This window comes from Neisseria sp. S1 (assembly GCF_048060015.1).
In the GTDB taxonomy this organism is placed as follows: Bacteria; Pseudomonadota; Gammaproteobacteria; order Burkholderiales; family Neisseriaceae; genus Neisseria; species Neisseria arctica.
On the sequence record NZ_JBLUPI010000008.1, the window covers coordinates 103277 to 125098 of the forward strand.

At 50.2% G+C, this 21822-nt stretch carries 25 protein-coding genes; 12 read left to right on the forward strand and 13 right to left on the reverse strand.

Translation table 11 applies throughout. The features are described from left to right. Window positions 1-14: 14 nt before the first annotated feature. From ACEPPX_RS07870 to pyrH, 4 genes are all read right to left on the reverse strand, one after another. A complete protein-coding gene (locus tag ACEPPX_RS07870) occupies window positions 15-812 on the reverse strand; it encodes a phosphatidate cytidylyltransferase (protein WP_416623580.1) in 798 nt (265 codons plus the stop codon). A 6-nt stretch (window positions 813-818) separates the two neighbouring features. Beyond that, complete coding sequence (locus ACEPPX_RS07875) at window positions 819-1571, reverse strand: isoprenyl transferase (RefSeq protein WP_416623581.1); 753 nt, start codon at window positions 1569-1571, stop codon at window positions 819-821. Between the two features lie 16 nt (window positions 1572-1587). Beyond that, the gene (gene frr, locus ACEPPX_RS07880) at window positions 1588-2145 is read right to left on the reverse strand and encodes a ribosome recycling factor (protein WP_047761054.1); all 558 of its coding nucleotides are present in this window, start codon (window positions 2143-2145) and stop codon (window positions 1588-1590) included. 182 nt (window positions 2146-2327) lie between these two features. Further along, window positions 2328-3047 (reverse strand): UMP kinase, encoded by a 720-nt coding sequence (pyrH, locus tag ACEPPX_RS07885; RefSeq protein WP_047761055.1) that lies wholly within the window; start codon window positions 3045-3047, stop codon window positions 2328-2330. A 66-nt stretch (window positions 3048-3113) separates the two neighbouring features. On the opposite strand from pyrH, the gene ACEPPX_RS07890 reads away from it, so the two are divergent. Further along, entirely contained in the window at window positions 3114-3314 is a 201-nt protein-coding gene (locus ACEPPX_RS07890; protein ID WP_152667048.1) for a hypothetical protein, read from the forward strand. Between the two features lie 135 nt (window positions 3315-3449). Here ACEPPX_RS07890 and tsf read toward each other — a convergent pair whose 3' ends face one another. The 3 genes from tsf to ACEPPX_RS07905 form a co-directional block, all read right to left on the reverse strand. After that, on the reverse strand, window positions 3450-4304 hold the full coding sequence (gene tsf, locus ACEPPX_RS07895) for a translation elongation factor Ts (protein ID WP_047761056.1): 855 nt from the start codon (window positions 4302-4304) through the stop codon (window positions 3450-3452). A gap of 134 nt (window positions 4305-4438) precedes the next feature. Then, entirely contained in the window at window positions 4439-5176 is a 738-nt protein-coding gene (rpsB, locus tag ACEPPX_RS07900) for a 30S ribosomal protein S2 (RefSeq protein ID WP_047761057.1), read from the reverse strand. Window positions 5177-5334: 158 nt separating this feature from the next. Continuing rightward, the gene (locus ACEPPX_RS07905) at window positions 5335-5532 is read right to left on the reverse strand and encodes a hypothetical protein (RefSeq protein ID WP_416623582.1); all 198 of its coding nucleotides are present in this window, start codon (window positions 5530-5532) and stop codon (window positions 5335-5337) included. A gap of 315 nt (window positions 5533-5847) precedes the next feature. On the opposite strand from ACEPPX_RS07905, the gene ACEPPX_RS07910 reads away from it, so the two are divergent. The 3 genes from ACEPPX_RS07910 to ACEPPX_RS07920 all read left to right on the forward strand — a co-directional run bounded on the left by ACEPPX_RS07910 (window position 5848) and on the right by ACEPPX_RS07920 (window position 8374). Next, window positions 5848-7182, forward strand: a complete 1335-nt coding sequence (locus ACEPPX_RS07910; RefSeq protein WP_416623583.1) for a D-serine ammonia-lyase — start codon at window positions 5848-5850, stop codon at window positions 7180-7182. Window positions 7183-7414: 232 nt separating this feature from the next. Continuing rightward, on the forward strand, window positions 7415-8029 hold the full coding sequence (locus ACEPPX_RS07915; protein WP_416623584.1) for a 5-formyltetrahydrofolate cyclo-ligase: 615 nt from the start codon (window positions 7415-7417) through the stop codon (window positions 8027-8029). 108 nt (window positions 8030-8137) lie between these two features. Beyond that, window positions 8138-8374 (forward strand): TM2 domain-containing protein, encoded by a 237-nt coding sequence (locus tag ACEPPX_RS07920; RefSeq protein ID WP_047761061.1) that lies wholly within the window; start codon window positions 8138-8140, stop codon window positions 8372-8374. A gap of 74 nt (window positions 8375-8448) precedes the next feature. Here ACEPPX_RS07920 and ACEPPX_RS07925 read toward each other — a convergent pair whose 3' ends face one another. Beyond that, window positions 8449-9249: a mechanosensitive ion channel family protein gene (locus tag ACEPPX_RS07925; RefSeq protein ID WP_416623585.1), complete on the reverse strand. Its 801-nt coding sequence runs from the start codon at window positions 9247-9249 to the stop codon at window positions 8449-8451. Between the two features lie 62 nt (window positions 9250-9311). On the opposite strand from ACEPPX_RS07925, the gene ACEPPX_RS07930 reads away from it, so the two are divergent. Next, entirely contained in the window at window positions 9312-10265 is a 954-nt protein-coding gene (locus tag ACEPPX_RS07930) for a YheT family hydrolase (RefSeq protein ID WP_416623586.1), read from the forward strand. Window positions 10266-10394: 129 nt separating this feature from the next. Here ACEPPX_RS07930 and dinG read toward each other — a convergent pair whose 3' ends face one another. Together dinG and metK are read right to left on the reverse strand one after the other, a co-directional pair. After that, entirely contained in the window at window positions 10395-12527 is a 2133-nt protein-coding gene (gene dinG, locus ACEPPX_RS07935) for an ATP-dependent DNA helicase DinG (protein ID WP_416623587.1), read from the reverse strand. A gap of 355 nt (window positions 12528-12882) precedes the next feature. Then, window positions 12883-14052 (reverse strand): methionine adenosyltransferase, encoded by a 1170-nt coding sequence (gene metK / locus ACEPPX_RS07940; RefSeq protein ID WP_416623588.1) that lies wholly within the window; start codon window positions 14050-14052, stop codon window positions 12883-12885. A gap of 70 nt (window positions 14053-14122) precedes the next feature. On the opposite strand from metK, the gene ACEPPX_RS07945 reads away from it, so the two are divergent. The 3 genes from ACEPPX_RS07945 to ACEPPX_RS07955 all read left to right on the forward strand — a co-directional run bounded on the left by ACEPPX_RS07945 (window position 14123) and on the right by ACEPPX_RS07955 (window position 17213). Then, window positions 14123-15007, forward strand: coding sequence for a lysophospholipid acyltransferase family protein (locus ACEPPX_RS07945; protein ID WP_416623589.1), 885 nt, complete (start codon window positions 14123-14125; stop codon window positions 15005-15007). 274 nt (window positions 15008-15281) lie between these two features. Further along, on the forward strand, window positions 15282-16667 hold the full coding sequence (locus ACEPPX_RS07950; RefSeq protein ID WP_416623590.1) for a GntP family permease: 1386 nt from the start codon (window positions 15282-15284) through the stop codon (window positions 16665-16667). 21 nt (window positions 16668-16688) lie between these two features. Continuing rightward, complete coding sequence (locus tag ACEPPX_RS07955) at window positions 16689-17213, forward strand: gluconokinase (RefSeq protein WP_416623591.1); 525 nt, start codon at window positions 16689-16691, stop codon at window positions 17211-17213. Window positions 17214-17329: 116 nt separating this feature from the next. On the opposite strand, the gene rsmI is transcribed toward ACEPPX_RS07955, so the two are convergent. After that, window positions 17330-18202, reverse strand: a complete 873-nt coding sequence (gene rsmI / locus ACEPPX_RS07960) for a 16S rRNA (cytidine(1402)-2'-O)-methyltransferase (RefSeq protein ID WP_416623592.1) — start codon at window positions 18200-18202, stop codon at window positions 17330-17332. Window positions 18203-18250: 48 nt separating this feature from the next. Here rsmI and ACEPPX_RS07965 point away from each other — a divergent pair, with 48 nt between their 5' ends. The 4 genes from ACEPPX_RS07965 (at window position 18251) to ACEPPX_RS07980 (ending at window position 20534) form a co-directional block, all read left to right on the forward strand. Next, window positions 18251-18598, forward strand: a complete 348-nt coding sequence (locus ACEPPX_RS07965) for a YraN family protein (RefSeq protein WP_047761069.1) — start codon at window positions 18251-18253, stop codon at window positions 18596-18598. 8 nt (window positions 18599-18606) lie between these two features. Continuing rightward, window positions 18607-19194, forward strand: a complete 588-nt coding sequence (locus ACEPPX_RS07970; protein WP_047761070.1) for a phosphoheptose isomerase — start codon at window positions 18607-18609, stop codon at window positions 19192-19194. A gap of 123 nt (window positions 19195-19317) precedes the next feature. Next, complete coding sequence (locus ACEPPX_RS07975) at window positions 19318-19923, forward strand: BON domain-containing protein (RefSeq protein WP_047761071.1); 606 nt, start codon at window positions 19318-19320, stop codon at window positions 19921-19923. Between the two features lie 56 nt (window positions 19924-19979). After that, the gene (locus ACEPPX_RS07980; protein ID WP_416623593.1) at window positions 19980-20534 is read left to right on the forward strand and encodes a hypothetical protein; all 555 of its coding nucleotides are present in this window, start codon (window positions 19980-19982) and stop codon (window positions 20532-20534) included. A gap of 162 nt (window positions 20535-20696) precedes the next feature. Here the strand turns inward: ACEPPX_RS07980 and ACEPPX_RS07985 are convergent, their stop codons facing one another. Together ACEPPX_RS07985 and ACEPPX_RS07990 are read right to left on the reverse strand one after the other, a co-directional pair. Beyond that, entirely contained in the window at window positions 20697-21590 is an 894-nt protein-coding gene (locus tag ACEPPX_RS07985) for a polyprenyl synthetase family protein (RefSeq protein ID WP_416623594.1), read from the reverse strand. Next, window positions 21577-21801, reverse strand: coding sequence for an exodeoxyribonuclease VII small subunit (locus tag ACEPPX_RS07990; protein ID WP_047761085.1), 225 nt, complete (start codon window positions 21799-21801; stop codon window positions 21577-21579). The genes ACEPPX_RS07985 and ACEPPX_RS07990 overlap by 14 nt, the downstream gene beginning before the upstream one ends. Window positions 21802-21822: the final 21 nt, after the last annotated feature.

Genomic DNA, 21822 nt, shown 5'->3' on the forward strand with positions numbered 1-21822 from the left:
GTCTGAAATATTAGTTATGCGAATAATACTGTCATTGCAGCATAAACGCTCAATACTGCAATTAAGCTGTCGACACGATCAAATACGCCGCCGTGTCCGGGCAGCAGGTTACTACTGTCTTTAATACCGGCAGAACGTTTCAACCAACTTTCCAACAAGTCGCCCCCTACGCTGACTACCGTCAGTATCAAACCAATACAAATTGTGCCTATCCAAGAAGTATCGAAAGCCAACCAACCTGCATTCATTACCAATGTCAAATAAACGGCCACACATAACGCGCCACCGATTGCCCCTTCCCAACTTTTTCCCGGGCTGATAGCAGGCGCAAGCTTGCGCTTACCGAATGCTTTACCACAAAAATATGCGGCGATATCCGCAATCCATACCAAACCCATCACAGCCAGTAGCGAAGTTGCGGCTTCTGTACTCGGCCGCAAGGTAACCAATGCAAACCAGAAGGGGACCATCAATATCCAGCCTACGCTGTAAGCTTTCCAATTTGCCTGTAGCTTCCATTTTTTAACCAGCCATAACGGCATGGCAACCAACCAGAACAACAATACAGCCAACCAGACTATTGGTGGCAGAACCCAATTACCGGCATAAGCAACCACACCGAATAATGCGGTAAAACCCAAATAACGATGGTTTTTCTCGCTGCTAAAGCCGCTCATACGGGTATATTCCCACAAAGCCAGCAACGCAATCAGCCCTGAAAATAACGCCCAAAGCACATCGGAAGCATAAAACAGCATACCCAGCATAAGGGGCAGCAATATTAGAGCAGTAATCACACGTTGTTTTAACATAACAATCTATTCTCCCCTTTGTTGCTCAGGCGGCAGTTGCTCTGATGTCCGGCCGAAGCGACGCTCTCGGGTTTGGTAGGAAGCAATCGCCGTATCTATGGCGGCATCGTCAAAGTCAGGCCATAAAGTGTCGGTAAAATATAGCTCGGTATAGGCCAACTGCCATAAAAGAAAATTACTGATGCGCGTTTCTCCGCCGGTTCGGATAAATAAGTCCGGTTCAGGCGCCCCGCCCAACATCAAATGGCGCGCCAAACCTTCTTCGGTAATCTCCCCGGCTCCTTCTGCAATTAATTTATTAGCCGCCTGAAGGATATCCCATCGGCCGCCATAATCCGCGGCAATCGCCAAGGTTAACCCTGTATTGTTGGCAGTCAGTACTTCTGCCTGCTCGATACCGCGGATAATCTCGGCATTAAACCGGCTACGATCCCCAATCACACGAAGCCGCATATTGTTTTCATGCAAACGCACCACTTGTTTTTGCAAAGCCTGTAAAAACAGCCCCATCAGAAAAGAAACCTCTTCTTCCGGGCGCCGCCAATTTTCGGTAGAAAACGCAAAAACAGTTAAATGCCGTACACCTAAAGCAGCACAACGCTTTACCATATTTTCAAGCGCATTCAATCCCTTTTTATGCCCCATTACACGCGGCAGCAGACGTTTTTTTGCCCAACGGCCATTACCATCCATAATCACGGCGATATGGCGCGGAATTTGAGTGTGCTCGAGTATGGTTTGCGTACTACTACTGCTCATCAGGCTACTCCGATATTTAAATAGCCATCAGATCTTCTTCTTTAACGGCAAGAAGTTTATCAACCTCGGCGATATATTTATCGGTCAATTTTTGGATCTGCTCTTCGGCGCGGCGTGCATCATCTTCCGATACTTCTTTATCTTTCAGCATACGTTTGAAATCATTATTCGCATCACGGCGCACATTGCGGATGGCCACGCGGCCTTCCTCTGCTTCTCCACGCACTACTTTAATCAGGTCTTTACGGCGCTCTTCGGTCAGCATAGGCATCGGCACGCGGATCAAATCGCCCACAGAAGCAGGATTTAAGCCTAAGTTTGAATCACGGATAGCCTTTTCAATGGGAGCGGCCATATTGCTTTCAAAAGGTTTGACTCCGATAGTGCGTGCATCAATCAAAGTTACATTGGCTACTTGGCTGACAGGCACCGGGCTTCCGTAATACTCCACTTCTACTTGATCAAGCAAGCCGGTATGGGCGCGACCGGTACGAACCTTAGCCAAGTTTTCTTTTAATACTTCGAATGAACGCTGCATTTTGCTTTCAGCAGTTTTTTGAATTTCATTAATCATATTTTCATTCTCTTAAACAGATGATAAACAATAATAGGGCAGAGGCCGTCTGAAATCTATTGTAAAGTTTTCAAGCGGCCTGAATATTTGATAAGAGCGCATAGTACCGCGCCTGAAGCTTTACGACAAGCAAAGCACATTACTCAAGGGCAACAGGCCCGTTATCAGGCCTGGCCAACAGATTAATAATGTACCAAAGTGCCTTCATCTTCGCCTTGAATCACACGCTTGAGCGCACCTTCTTTAGCAATAGCAAACACGACAATATTGAGCTTTTGCTCACGGCATAAGGCAAAAGCCGTCGCATCCATAACGCGCAGATTTTTGCTGATAGCCTCATCAAATGTGATGGTTTGGTAACGCGTTGCACTTGGGTCTTTTTTCGGATCAGCCGTATAAACCCCATCAACATTTGTCGCTTTCAACATGATATCGCAGTTCATTTCTGCACCGCGCAAAGAAGCTGCCGTATCGGTAGTAAAGAAAGGATTACCGGTACCCGCGGCAAAGATAACCACTTTCCCTTCTTCCAAGTATTGGATGGCTTTCGGACGGGCATAAGTTTCAGCTATTTGCTGCATAGAAAGTGCAGACTGCACACGGGCTTTTACACCTAGTGATTCGAAGGCATCCTTCAAAGCCAAGGCATTCATCACCGTCGCCATCATGCCCATATAATCGGCTGTCGCCCTATCCATACCTTGTGCTTGAGTCGCCACACCACGGAAGATATTACCGCCGCCAATTACCACGCCGACCTGTACTCCCATATCGATTATTTCTTTTACCTGTCCGACAATCTGCATGATGGTTTCGCGGTTGATGCCGAAAGCATCTTGACCTTGCAATGCTTCACCTGAAAGTTTCAATAAAACGCGTTTGTATTTGGTTTGCTGAGTCATTCGAATACCTTGCTTTCTTTAAGAATAGGGCTTTATTGGCAGGCCGTCTGAAACCACGGTATTTTGTTGAAAAATACAGCAATGGTTACAGCCTTAGAAATTTCTACTAATGTAAGGAAGCAGCCTTACATCTGCGAAGAGTTGGTGAAAATGGATTTCTATACAAACAGCAGCTTGCTGAAAGCAACCGCTTACTTTTTAACAATGCTTTATCGTCGTGCATTGTACTCTGATTTTACGTTAAAAATTGCAAAAGCCACTCGTTGATTTGACAATCGGACAATCTGGCAGAGATTATACAACCAGCATCAAAACATAATAGCCGGCAACCCTAACATATATTTTTTGCCAAAAAAAAGCACCCCGATTCGACTGAATCCGAGTGCTTTTTTCAAAGCAGCCTTACACTTTGGCAGCAGCAGCTACTTCAGCAGCGTAATCCACTTCTTTTTTCTCAATACCGTCACCTACTTTGTAACGCACAAACCGCACAACTTCAGCGCCGTTCTCTTTCAAGAATTGAGCTACGGTTTGATCAGGATTCATCACGAAAGCTTGGCCGTTCAGAGTCACTTCAGCCAAGAATTTCTTGATGCGGCCTTCTACCATTTTTTCTGCGATATCGGCAGGTTTTCCCGATTCGATAGCTTGTTGGGTGTAAATACGACGCTCTTTTTCAACGGTTTCCGCATCCACTTCGCTTTCAGATACACATTGCGGCTTAGCAGCAACAATGTGCATGCCCACCTTACGGGCTACGTCTTCGGCACCTTTGTATTCAACCAATACACCTTCGGTAGCCAATGCACCATGGATGTAAGCAGTCAGGTTATTATCGGTTTCGATAATTTCAAAGCGGCGTACAGACATATTTTCACCCAATTTGGCAATAATTGCTTTACGCTCTTCTTCTACCAAGGCACTCAGCTCTTCCAAAGTAGCCGGTTTTTTCTCAGCAGCAGTTTTTGCTACTGAATTAGCAAATGCCACAAAGCCTGCATCTTTGGCAACGAAGTCGGTTTCGCAGTTTACTTCAACCAATACGCCGACATTACCTTCTATAGCATAAGCCAATACGCCTTCGGCAGCAGTACGACCAGCCAATTTACCGGCTTTCGCACCAGATTTAATACGCAGGATTTCTTCGGCTTTTTCCATATTGCCTTCGGCTTCAACCAAGGCTTTTTTGCATTCCATCATGCCCAAACCGGTAGCGGCACGCAAATCGGCAACCATTTTTGCGGTAATTGCAGACATTTTCTTACTCCTAAATTTTTAGCGGAATGCGGCGGCCAATACCACCGCATCAAAAACTGACTCAGGCCGCCTGCCTTTAAAAAGCATTCAGGCCACCTGAAAAAAGGGGCGTTGCCCCTTTCGCATATACTGCTTTATTCGGCAGTCTGCTCGGCAGCAGCTTGAGCAGCTGCAACGGTTTCCTGTACGGCTTGGTTTTTGCCTTCCAATACTGCATCGGCAATACCGCGGCAATACAGACGGATAGCTTTGGCAGAGTCATCGTTACCCGGGATAACGTGTTTCACACCGTCAGGGCTGTTGTTAGTATCAACAACGGCAATCACCGGAATACCCAATTTTTCGGCTTCTACCAAAGTACCTTTTTGGTAACCGGTATCGATTACGAAAATCGCATCCGGCAAACCTTTCATATCTTTGATACCGCCCAAAGAGCGCTCCAGTTTTTCAACTTCGCGCTGCATGTCGAGAATTTCTTTCTTATTAAAGCCGCTTTCGGCAGCTTTTTCCAAGATGGCTGATTTCTCTTCCAAGCGTTTGATAGATTGTTTAACGGTTTTGTAGTTGGTCAACATACCGCCCAACCAACGGTGATCTACGAAAGGCATACCGGCACGGGTAGCTTCTTCGCGGATGATGTCACGCGCCTGGCGTTTGGTACCTACGAACAATACGGTACCTTTATTGGCTACCAAACGGCGTACCACGTCTTGTGCTTCTTGGAACAACGGCAAGGTTTTTTCCAAGTTTACGATATGGATTTTATTGCGGGCACCGAAAATGTATTGTTCCATTTTCGGATTCCAGTAACGGGTTTGGTGGCCGAAGTGAACGCCTGCTTCCAGCATTTGGCGCATAGTAACTTGAGACATAATATTCCTTAAAGGGTTAAAGCATACACTTGTGCGCACAGAACTTATTGATTAATAAGCACCCTTTGGCGCAAAGTGCGAGCGTTTCAAAAAATAAAAAAACCGCTTCCGAAAGAAAGCTGCGAAATTATATAAGAAACAAGGCCGTATGAAAAGTTTTATTGTGCCTTTTCATTTTTTTGCTGTTGCAGCTTTTCCAATCGGTTACGCCGCCGGGTTTTTACTACCCAAAACACAAACAAGCTAGGCAGTACCGACCAAAATATCAAATAAATCAGTACGCGTGCGATACTGGGTTGGGCGGCGGCAAACATGATGGTAACAAACAAATAGCCGATAGCCACAATGTGCCACATAGTTTCCTCCTTAAGTTTCCGTACCGGAAAGCCGGCTTACGTTTACCCGGTGAAAAATGAAGCATTCTACACTGAATCCACCTGCCTTTGCCTGCTTGCCAGGTGGCCGGCTACTTTACACAATAACTAAAATAGTGCCAGTTCAACCAAGGGAAATTGATAATCCATATTGCACCGACGGCCTGTTTTCGGTTAGCCTGCTCCAAGCCTCAAATAAATTAATCTTGCGCCATAACTCCAGAAGTTGTTTGCCCGACTGATTTTAATGTGTGAACAACACTATCTATTTAACTTTCAAACAGGCCGTCTGAAAATATGTATCTGCACCTTAACGACCAAGATCCTTTAATCAAGCAGCTTGCCTCCGCTCAAGAAACCGAATGGTTTCCTGAGCTGCCTCCGTATGATGAGGCCATCAGCGATGTGCCGTTTAACAAAACCGACGTAGATGACGCCGCCCGGCGCCTGCAACGCTTCGCCGCCTATATTCAGACGGCCTTTCCCGAAACCGCAATGGCCGGGGGGATAATTGAAAGTCCGCTCTACTTATTACCCGAATTACAACAAATATTAACCGATCGGCACGGCCTTACCGATACCGGACGCCTTTGGCTGAAAGCCGACCACCAACTGCCTGTTTCCGGCTCGATTAAAGCCCGGGGCGGTATTTACGAAGTACTGCATCATGCCGAAAAATTAGCCGTTACCAATGGGCTGATAACGCATCAATCCAATTATGCGATGCTTGCGGCAGCACCTGCCAAAGCCCTGTTCTCACAACACGAAATTGCTGTCGGTTCCACAGGCAATCTGGGGCTTTCCATCGGAATTATGGCGGCAAAGCTCGGCTTTAAAGCCAGCGTGCATATGTCTGCCGATGCCCGCCAATGGAAAAAAGACAAACTGCGCGCGGCAGGCGTTACCGTAGTCGAATACACCGGAGATTATGGCGAAGCCGTCGCCTCAGGTCGCGCACAGGCTGCCGCCAATCCCCACTGCCATTTTGTAGACGACGAGCATTCCGCCCAATTATTTTTAGGCTATGCCGTTGCGGGAGAGAGGCTCAAACAGCAGTTTGCAACACACGGTATCGAGGTCGATAGCGACCACCCTTTATTTGTTTACCTGCCTTGCGGCGTCGGCGGCGGGCCTGGCGGCGTTGCCTTCGGCTTAAAGCTGGCGTTCGGTGAGAACGTACACTGTTTCTTTGCCGAACCCACACATTCGCCCTGCATGATGCTGGGGGTATACAGTGGCCTGCATGACCAAATTTCCGTTACCGATATCGGCCTTGACAACTGCACAGCCGCTGATGGTTTGGCCGTAGGCCGCCCCTCGGGATTAGTGGGACGTGCCATGCAGCGCCTCATCAGCGGCTACTATACGGTAGATGATGGCGAGCTATTCCGCTTACTCGCCCTACTGGCCGACAGCGACGGCCTATTTGTAGAGCCTTCTGCCGCCGCGGGCATTGCCGGCTACGGGCGCATTCTGGCGGAAAACTCGGCATACCGCATCAGGCAACGCTTCAACCGCAGCCAGTTAGCCAATGCTACCCATTTGATTTGGAGCACCGGCGGCAGCATGGTTCCTGACGATGAAATGCAAAACTATATCCAACAAGGACGGAACCTCCTAGCACAAACTTAACAATTCGCCAGGCTAAGCTTACTAAGCCGCCGATTGCTTTTAATCAAGAAATGCCGTCTGAAAAACTTACCAAACGCTACCCGCACATATTTTTCTTTTTCAGACGGCCCTTATACCTAATTTGGCCTTAACGGCATATCATTTTGGGTGTTACAGGCCAATTGCACGATTACCATAGGATATTTGCCACACGGTTTATCCGCCTGTCCGTTAACCTATCCTCACGACCATCATGCTGAAAAACGAAAAATCCGCCCTACGCCGGCAATTCCGTCTCGCCCGCAAAGGCTTGAGCTCAAGCGAGCGCACCCGTGCCACGCGCAAAGCCAACCGCAATCTTTACCGATATATCAAACGCCATGCCCGCATCGGCATCTATTGGTCGGTAGGCAGTGAATTAAGTCTGCATGACTTTGCCCGCAAAGCAAGACAACGCGGTGCACAAGTTTATCTGCCCTATATCGAAGCCGACGCTTTACGGCTTTGGTTTACCCCATACCCCGAAACCGATGCCAAAGCCGAATGCAAACGCCGCTGCCGCCGACCGGATATTCCGCAATTTATAGGCCGGAAAATACGCATCCACCGCCTAAACCTGTTGCTGCTGCCACTGGTAGGTGTTGACCGTTGCGGCTATCGGCTTGGACAAGGCGGCGGCTATTACGATGCATCGTTGGCTGCCGCACGCCACCGTCTGCAACCGAAAAAAATCGGCGTCGGATTTGCCTGCCAATATTATGAAGGCCGCTTTCCGCATGAACCGCACGATATGCCGCTGGATGCTTTTGTATCCGAAACCGGCCCGAAACGGTTTACCGCCTTTTCGACAAACCCGAACGGCCGATAGCAGCCCGTTTGTTTTTTGCTTTTCTTTACCGATATTTAAACTTTAATTTTCGCCGCTACTGCCCCATTTATCGAGCATAACGTTTTTAATTAAGAAGGAAACAATCCTATGCAACCGGTTTCTTACGCCGCATCTTATCCGCATACCTGCAATAAAGCCCTTTATGTTGCCATGGCTTTACTGTTCGGCTCGTTCGGGGTACACAAATTTTGCGCCGGACGTGTATGGATGGGTATTTTATACTTCTTGTTCAGCTGGACATTTATCCCCGGAGTCATCGGCATTATCGAAGGCATTTTGGCAGCCTTCAAACCTACGGACTCAATGGGCGCGATCGTTGTGTAACGTTTGGTAGCGGAAAACACTCAGGCCGTCTGAAACATAATTTCAGACGGCCTGTTAATATACCAATACGGAAGTTACTGCGGAAACGGCATACTGATATTCGCTGCGCGGAGATTTTCGACCACCCGTTCATTCAAATCACATTGGAAATCCCACCAATCGGCCTCTTCCGTCCATGCCCATAAGGTGATTTCAATCGATCCGGATCCCAAATTGGTTATCTGTACCGTAGCCGGATTGACCGTTTCTATATTTTTCGGATGCTCGGTAGCCGCACGTAGCACGGCCGCCTTGGCCGCTTGCAAATCCGCACCATAACCCACGCCTACCACCACCTGCGCCCGCCTTTGCGGCAATGATGATTTATTGACGATACTGCTGCTCATCAATACGCCGTTGGGAATAATCACCTCTTCGTTGGCATCGGTCCGCAAAGAAGTTTGCACGATTTTAATTTCCAAAACATATCCTTCTTTATCGCCCGCGCGAATAAAATCACCCACTTTAAACGGTCGGAACAAAATAATCAGCACGCCTGCGGCAAAATTGGAAAGCTGGTCTTTCAAAGCCAAACCGACCGCCAAGCCCGCACCGCCGATCAGCGCCGCAACAGAATTAGTCGGCACACCGACCTTACTGAGCGCAGTCATCAACACAAAAACCAACAACAGGATATTGAGTACATTTATAATAAAACCCGCCAAAGTTTTATCCACCTTCGACCGGGCAAATGCTTTTTGTACCAAAGCGACAATCCTGCCGACAATCCATTTTCCAACCAACAAAATCACCAAGGCTTCCAACAGGTCTCCGCCGAACAACATCGTTTTATCAGCCCACCTTTCCCAGTGCAGCCAATTATTTGTCGAGCCCATAAAACGCTCCCAATCAAATCATTTATAATAAAACAAATTATACCATAGGGACTTATCTCAACATGGCAACCCCGGTTCCGCACAACCTACCCATTCTGCACACACCCCGCTGGCTGGTGGGCGGTAATTTGCAAACACTCTATGCCAAAGCACTTCAACCGCCCCCACCCCTCTACCGCCGCGAAATGCTGCCCGACAGCACAGGGCAAACGCTGGTCGCCTATGATTTTATCGACAGTGCGGATAAAGACGCACCATTGGTGGTTTTATTTCACGGTTTGGAAGGCAGCAGCCGTAGCCATTATGCGGTAGCGTTGATGGAAGCAGTAACCCGTCGCGGTTGGAATGGAGTAGTCGCCCACTTCCGCGGTTGCGGCGGCGTTCCCAACACTGCTCCGGTTTACTACCACTCGGGCGATAGCCGCGAAATCGGGTTTATGCTGCAAACATTAGCCGCACGTTACCGCACTATCTATGCAGCGGGCGTTTCGCTCGGCGGTAATGCTCTGGCAAAATATCTCGGCGAAGCCGGAGGCTGCGCTATTCCAAAAGCCGCCGCGGCTATTTCGGCTCCACTCGATTTGACTGCCGCCGGAACGCGCTTCGACCGCGGCACGACACGCCTGCTCTACACCCGCTACTTTCTCAATACCCTTCTGCCCAAAGCACGCGCTTTTAATTTCAATACCGAATACTTAAACCGCTGCCGCACCTTGCGTGATTTCGACAATGCCTTCACCGCTCCGCTACACGGCTTTGCCGATGCCGCAGATTATTACCGGCGAGCATCCAGCAAACCACTGCTACACGATGTCGGTATTCCTTTATTGTTGCTCAATGCGGTAAACGACCCTTTCCTACCCCCCGAAGCTTTGCCGTCTGAAAAAGAGGTTTCTAAATATGTAACCCTCTACCAACCCGCACAAGGCGGCCATGTCGGCTTTGTCAGCGGTAGCGGGCGCGGTCATCTCAATTGGCTGCCGCAAACACTGCTGGCTTACTTTAAACAAATATGAGTACATTTAATTATTTAATACTCTCCAAACATTCCTAATACAGAAAACAAATGCCGTCTGAAAGATTTTTCAGACGGCATTTGTTTTCCAGATACTACGCTAACATCAATATCATTAGGGATAAGATAGTCATCCGATACGCTTAAACGGCGGCAAACACGCCAATAACTGCTTACCGTAACGCTGTGTGCGCACACGGTTATCCAATATAGTCACCCTTCCATAGTCGCTTTCTGTGCGAATCAAGCGGCCTACCGCCTGCACCAGCTTGATACTCGCTTCAGGTACGGTAATTTCGATAAACGGATTGCCTCCGCGCTGCTCAATCCAACGGCTTTGGGTTTTCTCAATGGGATTATCGGGCATGGAAAACGGCAACTTGGCAATCACCACCTGCACACAAGCCTCACCGGGCAAATCAAGCCCCTCTGCAAAACTGTCTAACCCGAAAATAATGCTGGGCCGCCCGGCCTCAATCGCTTCGTAATGCTTTTGTAGTAAAACGGCTTTGGAAAGCTCACCCTGTACCAACAACAGCGGCAGATAATCGGCAGGCAAACGCAAAGCGACATCTTGCATTTGCCGGCGCGAACCAAACAACACCAGCGTACCAATGGGCTCTTCGAGAGAAATCAGCTTCGGTAGCCATTCGACAATTTCATCGGTATGGGCGGCCGGATCTTTCGGGCTAGCGGACAGCGGTGGGATATACAATTCGCCTTGGGCATCGAAATCAAACGGGCTGGGCAGTGCCAAGGTGGTCGTTTCAGGCAGCCACTGCAATCCGGTTTGACGCATAATCAGGTTGAAATTACCCAATGATTGCAAGGTGGCTGAAGTCAGCACCGCTCCGGCTGCACGACGCCACAAGCAATTGGCCAAATGACTGGCACTGCTGATAGGGCTGGCATTGAAGATATAATCATTTTTCTCGCCCGTCGAACGGCTCACCCATTTGGCCAACGGTTCTTCGCCTTCGGCAGGCACGGTTGCCATCAAATCCCATACGGCACTGATTTGTTCGGCACGCGCCACAAACATACCGAACTCGCCGCTTAAACGGTCTATCAGCGCGCCGTCTTGCTCTTTATCGCGGCGGGAAGCGGCAAGAGCATCATTCAACCCGTAAAGATGTTTGAGCAAACTGCGTGCGGCCATGGCGGTATTGGAAACCAACAACTCTAACGATTCGGGAATCTTACCGTCCTGCCACAACCAAATGGATTCGTTGTTTTCAGACGGCATCAAATCAGGCTCGTCTCCCAAGTGGTATTGCCATTCGTGCAAACTTTCCAATAAAGCGGCTGCCGCTTCGTCGGCCAAATTCGCCATTTCCGCTTTATCCGTCACCATGGCTATTTTGCCGGTGAGGGCCGGTAATTTTTCCAAAGTCCACGCGGCGGTGTTCCACGAATGCTCGGCGGCAAACTGACTGAGGGCTTTTTTAGGCAGATGGTGCGCCTCATCGATACAGTAAAAACTGTTTTCCGGCGCGGGCAGAATCACGCCGCCGCCCATACCGATATCGGAAAGCAGCAAGTCGTGGTTAGCTACGACTACATCTACGGTTTCCAATACTTCGCGCGCCAGGTAAAACGGGCATTCCGCACGGTTAGGGCAAGCAGCTTTCAAACAGCCGTGACGGTCGTTAGTGACTTTAAACCAAACAGTGTCATCTATTTTTTCAGGCCAACTGTCACGGTCGCCGTTGAAACTGCGGGCGGCAAAACGGTCGGCCATATCACGCAACAATGCCAATTCTTCGGGCTTGGGTTTGCTATCCCACAAAACTGCCGGCGCTTCTTCAAAGCCAAGCAGGTTCTGCTGGGCATTGCTTTGGGTGAGCTGGTAAAGCTTGTAAGGGCAAAGATAACGCCCACGGCCTTTGGCCAACGCAAAACTCATTTCCAAGCCGGAATGCTCTACCAAAAACGGCAAATCACGGTCTACCAGCTGCTCTTGCAATGCAACAGTAGCACTGGACACGATCAGCCGCTTACCCCGTGTTTGCGCCATAATGCCGCCGGCCAAAAGATAAGCCAAACTTTTTCCGACGCCTGTCGGCCCCTCGATCACGGCGATACTCTCCCCCTCCCGCTTGGGTACCTCTTCACCTTCGACACGGCTTTTGCTGCGTGAAAAAGCATTGGCAATAGCGGCGATCATCTGCCGCTGTGAGGCACGCGGACGGAAATTGGGCAGATTTTTGCCGATATTTTGATAGTGGTCGCGGATAGCGTTTTTTTCGAGATCGGTGAGCATTCGGATAAACAGACTGGCCGTCTGAACTAGATGGCAAATAAACGGCTATTTTAACATTGTTCCCCAATGCCGTCTGAAAACTTGCAGGGCCAAACAGTAGGAAACCTTTAGGAAACTTTGAAGGAAATTTCCAAAATCCAATCGGATAAGAAACGCATGATACGGGCAGCGCATCTCTGCCGGCACCGGCCTGTTCATCTGCTATCTACACGGAAAGTTTTTTGTAAACATATCTGTTTAAGCTTTCAGACGGCCTTATATGTTTATTACCAATCAGCCATCAGGATATTTACCCAATAGAAAAAGCGGCGGTACATTCAATCATGTACCGCCGCACACCTCTCAGGATAATGTATTACAAGCCCGCCGCCGCTTTTAATGCGGCAGCCTTATCGGTGCGCTCCCAAGTGAATTCCGGTTCTTCACGGCCAAAGTGGCCGTAAGCAGCGGTTTTGCTATAAATCGGACGTTGCAGGTCGAGCATTTGGATGATGCCCTTCGGCCGCAAATCAAAGTGTTCGCGGACCAGATTAATCAGTTTCTCTTCCGAAATTTTGCCGGTACCGAAAGTATCGATGGCAATAGAGGTCGGTTGAGCGATACCGATCGCGTAAGAAATCTGAATCTGGCATTGGTCGGCCAAACCTGCGGCTACAATGTTTTTCGCTACGTAACGGCATGCATAAGCGGCAGAACGGTCTACCTTGGTAGGATCTTTGCCCGAGAATGCGCCGCCGCCGTGCGGTGCGGCTCCACCATAGGTATCCACAATAATTTTACGGCCTGTCAGACCACAATCGCCTTGCGGTCCGCCAATCACGAAACGGCCTGTCGGGTTAATCAGATATTTAGTGTCTTCGGTCAGCATTTCCGCCGGCAATACCGGCTTGATGATATGCTCTTTTACGGCTTCGATCAGCTCGTCGCGCTCGATATGCGGCTCGTGCTGGGTAGACAACACCACCGTATCGATACGTTTTACTTTGCCTGTTTCTGCATCGTATACGCAAGTCAGCTGTGCTTTGGCATCCGGACGTAACCATGGCAAACGGCCGTCTTTGCGGACTTCGCTTTGGCGTTGCATCAAACGGTGGGCGTAGTAGATGGCAAACGGCATCAGTGCGGGAGTTTCGTCGCAGGCATAGCCGAACATCAGGCCTTGGTCGCCCGCACCCATATCCAAATCCACACCTTCGCCTTCATTTACGCCTTGGGCGATATCGGGAGATTGCTCGTCGTAGCACACCATAACGGCGCAACCCTCTGCATCAAAACCCATTTCGGAGCTGTTGTAACCGATACGCTTGATGGTTTCGCGCGCCACTTGGATATAGTTGACATGGGCAGTGGTGCTGACTTCGCCCGCCAGCACGCACAAACCAGTATTAACCAACGTTTCCGCCGCCACACGTGCGGTCGGATCCTGGCTCAGAATGGCATCCAAAATGGCATCGGAAATTTGGTCGGCCACTTTATCGGGATGGCCTTCGGAAACCGATTCGGAAGTAAATAAAAATTCGCTCATGTATTTTCTCGCGGTTGGTCGGCGGGCTTTGCTAAAATAAGCCTGATGCTTATCCGAATAATATACCGCCATGCAAAAAATCATATCCTTGCTGTTCCGCTTCATCGCCGCCATTCCGCTGCCTCTGCTGCACCATATGGGCAACCTTATCGGCACTTTGGCCTATCACACCCAGCCGAAACTGCGCGCACGGATCCGCGAGAACATTCAATCGGCTGGAATTATAACAGACAACACAAATACCGACACGCTGATTAAAGCGGTTTGTCGGGAAACCATGAAAGGCGGTTTGGAACTGCCGATCGCTTGGACTCGCCCGAGCGAAGAAATTGCGGGATTGTTTAAAGAAGTGTACGGCTGGGAACATATTCAGACGGCCTTGAATGCGGGCAAAGGGCTGCTTTTAATTACGCCTCATTTGGGCAGCTATGATTTGGCCGGACGCTATATCAGCCAACACCTGCCGTTCCCTTTAACCGCCATGTACCGCCCGCCCAAAATCGAGTGGCTGGGCGAAATCATGAATGCAGGTCGGGTGCGTGACAACGGCCGTACCGCACCGGCCAATATGCAGGGGGTAAAGCAGATCGTAAAAGCTTTGCGCTCGGCAGAAGCTACCATCGTTCTACCCGACCAAGTACCAGGCGGCGGTGACGGTATTTGGGCCCGTTTTTTCAACCGCGAAGCCTACACCATGACGCTGGCGGCCAAATTAGCCAATGTGAGCAATGTGGCCACTTTGTTTTTTTGCGGCGAGCGCCTTCCCAACGGAGACGGCTTTGCCTTACATATCGAACCTTTGCAAGGCGCACTCAGCGGTCAAACAGAAAACGATGTACAACTGATTAACGATAATGTCGAAGCGTGGATACACCGATTTCCGGAGCAATATCTCTTTTCTTACAACCGCTTCAAACAACCCGCCGGCGCACCGCCAAGGCCGTCTGAAGGCTGAGAAAACCTAAATATTTCTTACAAAAAAATACATCACTATGAAATAAAATGCGTTAAAAATTACATTTAACGCATTTTATTTTTTATATCTATCAAATTGTTAAAAATAAATTCAATTTTGACACAAGTCAGAATCATTATTTGCACAACTGATAAAGTACAGTTACATTCCGCTACATTCCGAAATCTACTGTAAACCAAAATCAATCATATACAGAACTTCGGATATTTTCCTAAAGAGATTTCCGTTATCAAACATCATACAGGAGTAACTTATGGACAACTGGACCCAAACTTTGGGCACCGGCCCTTTATTAGGGATTGCCGCTGCCGCCATCGCACTGATTTTAGTGCTGATCATAAAATTCCGCGTGCATGCGCTGCTGACGATGGTTTTAGTCAGCCTGATAACCGCCATCGCAACAGGCCTCCCCATGGGCAGTATCGTTAACGACGTTTTGATTAAAAGCTTCGGCGGCACACTGGGCAATGTGGCGATATTGGTCGGGTTAGGCGCGATGCTCGGCCGCCTGGTCGAAACATCGGGCGGCGCACAATCGTTGGCAGATGCTTTGGTGCGTATGTTTGGTGAAAAGCGCGCTCCCTTTGCTCTGGGTATCGCCTCTTTGATTTTCGGTTTTCCGATTTTCTTCGACGCCGGTTTGGTAGTCATGCTGCCTATCGTTTTCGCAACCGCACGCCGTATGAAAGCACCCGTATTGGCTTACGGATTATCGTCTATCGGTGCTTTTTCGGTAATGCACGTTTTCCTGCCGCCGCATCCGGGCCCGATTGCCGCCGGTGAATTTTACGGTGCAGGTGTCGGCCAAGTATTGTTACTCGGTTTGCCGTTGGCTGTAATTACTTGGTACGTGAGCGGTTATCTGCTCGGCCAATTCTTAAGCAAACGCATCCATGTACCCGTACCGGATTTACTCAGCGGCGGCGCACAAGATAACGACCAACCGAAACAACCCGCCAAAGCGGGTACTGTCATCGGCATTATGCTGATTCCGATGCTGCTGATTTTTATGAATACCGGCTTGGCCACCTTAATCAGTGAAAAAGTAGTCAGCGCAGACGAAACTTGGGTACAGGCGCTGCGCATGATCGGTTCGACCCCAATCGCATTGTTGATTTCGGTATTGGTTGCCATGTATGTATTGGGGCGCAAACGCGGCGAGCAGGCTTCTGCTTTGGAAAAAACCATTGACGGCGCACTGGCTCCTGTTTGCTCGGTAATTCTGATTACCGGTGCGGGCGGCATGTTCGGCGGCGTATTGCGTGCATCAGGTATCGGCAAAGCCTTGGCCGACAGCATGGCCGACATGGGTATTCCCGTATTGCTCGGCTGCTTTTTGGTTGCCTTGGTATTACGTGTCGCACAAGGTTCGGCTACCGTCGCTTTAACAACTGCCGCGGCTCTGATGGCTCCGGCCGTTGCCGCTGCCGGTTACAGCGATTGGCAATTGGCCTGCGTGGTATTGGCAACTGCTGCCGGCTCGGTATTCGCCAGCCATGTGAATGACTCCGGTTTCTGGCTGGTAGGCCGGCTGCTGAATATGGATGTGCCTACTACCCTGAAAACCTGGACGGTAAACCAAGCCCTGATTGCCATTGTAGGCTTCGCCCTTTCCGCACTCGCATTCAGTATCTTATAACTTATTCGAAGGACAGCCGCCATGAACGGACAAACCGTACATTTTGTGGTGATGGGCGTGTGCGGCTGCGGTAAAACCACCGCGGCCCAAGCCCTGCAAAAATATTTCAACTGTGCGTATGCGGAAGGCGACGATTTCCATACCCAGGCCAACCGCGACAAAATGGGCAACGGCATTCCGCTCACTGATGAAGACCGTTACCCTTGGTTAGGCAATCTACGCGACTGGATGAGCGGCCAAAGCCGCGAAGGAGCAAGCCACAGTGTCGTAACCTGTTCGGCACTCAAGCGCAAATACCGCGACATCCTACGCGAAGCCGAAGGCAGAGTGGTATTTATCCATCTTGCCCCGCCCCACCAAATCAACCTAGAACGTATGTTGGCTCGAAAAGGCCATTATATGAAGGCGGATATGCTGCAATCGCAATTGGATATTTTAGAAGAACTGGATGCCGATGAAGAGGGGATACGCATTGGTAATCCGGGCGGCCCCGAAGAAGTAGCTGCCGAAATTATCGGTTGGGTATCCAAGCATTTCAGCCTTTAAAGCTCTGTAAAACCTTCTGCTTTCAACCATAAGATAAAAATAAATAATGCCGTCTGAAACCACGTTCAGACGGCATTTTTATCAAACAACCTATCAACTATTATCAGGCCGCCGTATCAATGATTTTTCCAAGTCAACGCCAAATCGTACAGCGCCTTTTTGCTTTCGCCCGTAATTTTGGCAGCCAAATCGGCAGCCTGCTTGGTCGGCAGCTCCGCAGCCAATACCTTCATCACCTGTTGTGCCGCTTCGGGCAAATCACTATGTTTCACCACCTGTGCGGGATGCAGAATCAACACCATCTCACCACGGCTTTGATTGCTATCGGCTTTCAACATATCCCGCACTTCCACTACCGAACCGCTTAAAAAAGTTTCGAATGTTTTGGATATTTCCCGCGCCAGCAAAAGCCCTCGCTCGGGGAAAAGTGCGGCCATTTCAGCTAAAGCCGCTTCAATCCTGTGGGGCGTTTCAAACATCACGACTGGATAATCCGCTTCAGCCCAAGAAGCCAATAGTCTTTGACGCTCTCCCGCCTTGGGCGGCAGAAAACCATTGAAATAAAAATCCGGCTCGCTCACCCCCGCCACACTCAATGCCGCCATCACCGCACTGGCTCCGGCAACAGGCACAACTCTATAACCGGCTTCTCGCACCCGCGCAGCCAGCTTGGCACCCGGATCACACACGGCGGGCGTACCCGCATCGCTCACTTGGGCGACCACCTTGCCCGCAGCCAACTCGGCAATGATTCTATCGGCCATCTGCTGCTCGTTGTGTTCGCGCACACTCAGCAATTTAGCCTGAATCTGATATGCACTCAAAAGTTGGGCGGTCACTCGCGTATCCTCGGCGCAAACCAAATCCGCCCGCCCCAATACAGCCAACGCACGCAAGGTAATGTCGGCCAAATTGCCGATAGGTGTAGCCACCACGTATAATGTTCCCGACATAATACTGTCGCAGGCTTTTTGATAGTGTTTTTGCATAAGAATAAACAGGCCGTCTGAAAGGCCTTAATTATAACGGGGATTGTTATGCGCTTAAACCACAAACAAGGCCGGGCGGGAGAAGACGCCGCACTGGCATTTTTACAAGCCCAAGGCTGCAAACTACTGGCGCGCAACTGGCATTGCCCTTTTGGCGAAATCGACTTGATAGTCAAAAGCGGTAACACAATTTTGTTTGTTGAAGTAAAATACCGCCAGAAGCCGACTTACGGCGGGGCTGCCCACAGCATCACGCCGTCCAAGCTGGCCAAACTGCACCGCAGTGCGGAACATTATCTGCAAACACAGCATCTGAGCAATACGCCCTGCCGCCTGGATGCGGTCTTAATCGAAGGCAGCAACCCGCCTTTATGGGTAAAAAACCTTACAGGATAATCAGTTAAATGAATCTGACCGAACGCGTAGCCGCACATTTCGCACAAAGTATCGAAACCAAACAGCAAGCCGCCGAAGTATTGAGCGAACCGACGGCGCTCGCCGCCGAAATGATGCTCCAATGCCTGATGGAAGACGGCAAAATCCTCGCTTGCGGCAACGGCGGTTCGGCAGGCGACGCGCAACACTTTGCCGCCGAGATGACGGGCCGTTTCGAGCAAGAGCGCATGGAGCTGGCCGCCATCGCCCTCACTACCGATACTTCCGCCCTCACCGCCATCGGCAACGATTACGGTTTCGACCAAGTATTCAGCAAGCAAGTGCGCGCTTTAGGTCGTGCGGGCGATGTGCTGTTGGCTATTTCCACCTCGGGCAACTCGGGCAACGTGATTAAAGCCATAGAAGCGGCACACGAGCGCGATATAAAAGTTGTCGCATTGACCGGGCGGGACGGCGGTAAAATCGCCGCGATGCTCAAAGACAATGATATCCTGCTCAACGTACCCCACCAACGTACTGCCCGGATTCAAGAAGTGCATATCCTGCTCATCCATGCTTTATGCGACTGCATCGACAGCATGCTGCTGGAAGCATAAAAGAAAGCCGCTTTACCGACTTTACGGTTGATCGCATAGCCGTAAAACATTAAAACAACTGTATCAACCTCGGCCGAAAAGGCTTCAAACCGCCGATTGATTTCTACCAGAAAGGAAGTTTGCATGAATTTTCTACCGCATACCCGTAATCTGATTCTAGCCGCACTGCTGGCCACAGGCCTTAGCGGCTGTGTAGGAGCGGCACTCGGCGGCGCAGCACTCGGCGGCGCGGCAGCTATCGACCGTCGCAGTACCGGTGCACAGGCAGACGACGGCGTTATGGAAGTCCGCATCAGAAATACCGCACAAACCTATCTGCGGCAAAATAACCAAACCACGGGCTACGATCCCAAACTGGCCGTCGTGAGCTATAACCGCCATATCCTATTGCTCGGACAAGTAGCGACCGAAGGCGAAAAACAGTTTGTCGAACAAGTCGCCCGCTCCGAGCAAGCCGCCCAAGCAGTGTACAACTATATCGAAATCGCCCCTCAGGCGCGCACCTTCAACGATGTAGCCGCCGACACTTGGAATACCTCTAAAGTCCGCACCACCTTACTCGGTATTCAAGGTGTTATCCCCAGCCGCGTTAAAATCGTTACCTATGGCAACGTAACTTACGTAATGGGGATTCTCACTCCTGCCGAACAAGCTGCCGTTACCGAGAAAGTCAGCACTACCGCAGGCGTGCAAAAAGTCGTTACCCTTTATGAAACATTCAACCAATAAATAATATCAGGGCCGTCTGAAACCTTCAGACGGCCTGCACATCATAGAGATCAATAATGTCCGACCCCAAACAAAAAGCTGCCAAACCGGGCTTCCGCCTCACTCCCAAACACCTACTGCTTGCCGCGTTCATATTGGTAAGCCTTTTGGTTCTCGCCTTGGTTATCGGCGTTGCCCGCACCATGCAGACCCCTGATCAGCCCAGCACACAAAATCCAACCGCAAACAGCAATACCGTAGAAATTTTATCCCCCCGCGGAGCGCAAGATTCTGTACCGGGAGCAGTCGCACCTGCCTCTACAAATCAAAACACAGCCCCTGTCGAGCAGGCAACTAATGACAGTACCGAATCTGCTACCGAAACCTCCCAACCGCAACCAACTGCGGTAGCGCCCCAACCCCGAAACAGCGGAACAAAGCAACACCCCAAACATCGTGAACAAACCGCCGCTACTCCCGCAGAAATACCCGTTTTACCCAAAAACGTAACACCCGAACCTTTGCCTAAGGCGGAACCTAAGCCCCAACCGCAAAATCAGGCAGTCGAAAAACCGGCTCCCCGCCCCCAAACTCCGGCAAAACCTAAGGATGTTATGGACAACTTGTTTTAAAGTCCTTGCAGGTGGAATAACCCTCCGCGCGGCATTTAAAAACATACCACACCAAATTTGTTTACCTTTCATCATTGAAAAACAAAATGCCGTCTGAAAATTTAATTTTCAGACGGCATTTTCTCGCCACAAACCGTTTGGACTGATACAAAAATAAAGCGTTTAATGCTTACGCGCCGTAACAAATTCGGCCAACCCGCGCAAACGGGCAGCTGCCTCGCCAAACGGCTGCAATAATGCAACTGCCTCGGCAACCAAAGTTTCCGCATACGCGCGCGCCTCGACCAGCCCCATCAGCTTCACATAAGTCGGCTTATCGGCATCCGCATCTTTACCTGCCGTTTTACCCAATGTAACGGTATCGGCCTCACAATCGAGCACATCGTCTATTACTTGAAATGCCAAACCGAGTTTTTGCGCGTACTCGTCCAAACGCGCCAAGGCGGCATCATCTAAATCCGGGCAGGAAAGCGCACCCAGTGCCACCGCGGCACGAATCAGCGCACCGGTTTTCAAACCGTGCATTTGTTCTAATTGGGTTTGGTCCATCTCTTTGCCAACATTGGCCAAGTCAATCGCTTGGCCGCCCGCCATACCTAAGCTGCCCGAAGCTTTCGCCAACACGGCAACCATTTGCAACTGGCGGGCAGGAGCCAAGCCGCTGGGGCGGCTCAATACCTCGAATGCCTGGGTTTGCAACGCATCCCCCACCAAAAGTGCGGTCGCTTCATCATATTGCACATGACAGGTCGGCTTGCCACGGCGGAGGCTGTCATTATCCATCGCCGGCATGTCGTCATGCACCAACGAATACACATGAATCATCTCGACGGCAGCCAGTGCGTGCGCCAATGCCGTTTCATCAGCCTCGCCCAGTTCGGCAGCCGCCAACACCAGCAAGGGTCTCAATCGTTTGCCGCCACCCAATATCACATAACGCATCGCCTCATGCAGCCGGACAGGTGTCTGGCTCTCGTCGGGCAGCAAACGCGACAACACCAGCTCCGTCTGAGCTTGGGCTTTCTGCTGCCAACTTTTCAAATCATTCGCTTGCATCTAAGCTCAACTCCTTTAGCTCGCCCGCATCCAAAACTTGTAATTTTTGCTCGACTTCAGCCAACTTCTGCTGGCAATACTGCACCAGTTCTTTACCTTCCTGATAGGCCGCCAACGCTTCTTCCAGCGGCATTTCGCTGCTTTGCATGGCCTGGGTCAGGCTTTCCAAACGTTTGAGTGCTTCTTCGAATGATTTGGGTGCTTTTTTCATATGTTCGGACAGTCGTTCTGA

What these genes read in the sequence shown, in the direction of transcription:
- rpsB (WP_047761057.1), bottom strand. Translation starts at nt 5,176, where the DNA reads ATGTCTCAAGTTACTATGCGCCAAATGCTGGAAGCAGGCGTTCACTTC.
- ACEPPX_RS07975 (WP_047761071.1), top strand. Translation starts at nt 19,318, where the DNA reads ATGAATTTTCTACCGCATACCCGTAATCTGATTCTAGCCGCACTGCTG.
- ACEPPX_RS07950 (WP_416623590.1), top strand. Translation starts at nt 15,282, where the DNA reads ATGGACAACTGGACCCAAACTTTGGGCACCGGCCCTTTATTAGGGATT.
- ACEPPX_RS07925 (WP_416623585.1), bottom strand. Translation starts at nt 9,249, where the DNA reads ATGGGCTCGACAAATAATTGGCTGCACTGGGAAAGGTGGGCTGATAAA.
- ACEPPX_RS07945 (WP_416623589.1), top strand. Translation starts at nt 14,123, where the DNA reads ATGCAAAAAATCATATCCTTGCTGTTCCGCTTCATCGCCGCCATTCCG.
- ACEPPX_RS07915 (WP_416623584.1), top strand. Translation starts at nt 7,415, where the DNA reads ATGCTGAAAAACGAAAAATCCGCCCTACGCCGGCAATTCCGTCTCGCC.
- ACEPPX_RS07985 (WP_416623594.1), bottom strand. Translation starts at nt 21,590, where the DNA reads ATGCAAGCGAATGATTTGAAAAGTTGGCAGCAGAAAGCCCAAGCTCAG.
- ACEPPX_RS07875 (WP_416623581.1), bottom strand. Translation starts at nt 1,571, where the DNA reads ATGAGCAGTAGTAGTACGCAAACCATACTCGAGCACACTCAAATTCCG.
- ACEPPX_RS07990 (WP_047761085.1), bottom strand. Translation starts at nt 21,801, where the DNA reads ATGAAAAAAGCACCCAAATCATTCGAAGAAGCACTCAAACGTTTGGAA.
- rsmI (WP_416623592.1), bottom strand. Translation starts at nt 18,202, where the DNA reads ATGCAAAAACACTATCAAAAAGCCTGCGACAGTATTATGTCGGGAACA.
- ACEPPX_RS07910 (WP_416623583.1), top strand. Translation starts at nt 5,848, where the DNA reads ATGTATCTGCACCTTAACGACCAAGATCCTTTAATCAAGCAGCTTGCC.
- dinG (WP_416623587.1), bottom strand. Translation starts at nt 12,527, where the DNA reads ATGCTCACCGATCTCGAAAAAAACGCTATCCGCGACCACTATCAAAAT.
- pyrH (WP_047761055.1), bottom strand. Translation starts at nt 3,047, where the DNA reads ATGACTCAGCAAACCAAATACAAACGCGTTTTATTGAAACTTTCAGGT.
- ACEPPX_RS07905 (WP_416623582.1), bottom strand. Translation starts at nt 5,532, where the DNA reads ATGTGGCACATTGTGGCTATCGGCTATTTGTTTGTTACCATCATGTTT.
- metK (WP_416623588.1), bottom strand. Translation starts at nt 14,052, where the DNA reads ATGAGCGAATTTTTATTTACTTCCGAATCGGTTTCCGAAGGCCATCCC.
- ACEPPX_RS07870 (WP_416623580.1), bottom strand. Translation starts at nt 812, where the DNA reads ATGTTAAAACAACGTGTGATTACTGCTCTAATATTGCTGCCCCTTATG.
- ACEPPX_RS07965 (WP_047761069.1), top strand. Translation starts at nt 18,251, where the DNA reads ATGCGCTTAAACCACAAACAAGGCCGGGCGGGAGAAGACGCCGCACTG.
- ACEPPX_RS07970 (WP_047761070.1), top strand. Translation starts at nt 18,607, where the DNA reads ATGAATCTGACCGAACGCGTAGCCGCACATTTCGCACAAAGTATCGAA.
- tsf (WP_047761056.1), bottom strand. Translation starts at nt 4,304, where the DNA reads ATGTCTGCAATTACCGCAAAAATGGTTGCCGATTTGCGTGCCGCTACC.
- ACEPPX_RS07955 (WP_416623591.1), top strand. Translation starts at nt 16,689, where the DNA reads ATGAACGGACAAACCGTACATTTTGTGGTGATGGGCGTGTGCGGCTGC.
- ACEPPX_RS07930 (WP_416623586.1), top strand. Translation starts at nt 9,312, where the DNA reads ATGGCAACCCCGGTTCCGCACAACCTACCCATTCTGCACACACCCCGC.
- ACEPPX_RS07980 (WP_416623593.1), top strand. Translation starts at nt 19,980, where the DNA reads ATGTCCGACCCCAAACAAAAAGCTGCCAAACCGGGCTTCCGCCTCACT.
- frr (WP_047761054.1), bottom strand. Translation starts at nt 2,145, where the DNA reads ATGATTAATGAAATTCAAAAAACTGCTGAAAGCAAAATGCAGCGTTCA.
- ACEPPX_RS07920 (WP_047761061.1), top strand. Translation starts at nt 8,138, where the DNA reads ATGCAACCGGTTTCTTACGCCGCATCTTATCCGCATACCTGCAATAAA.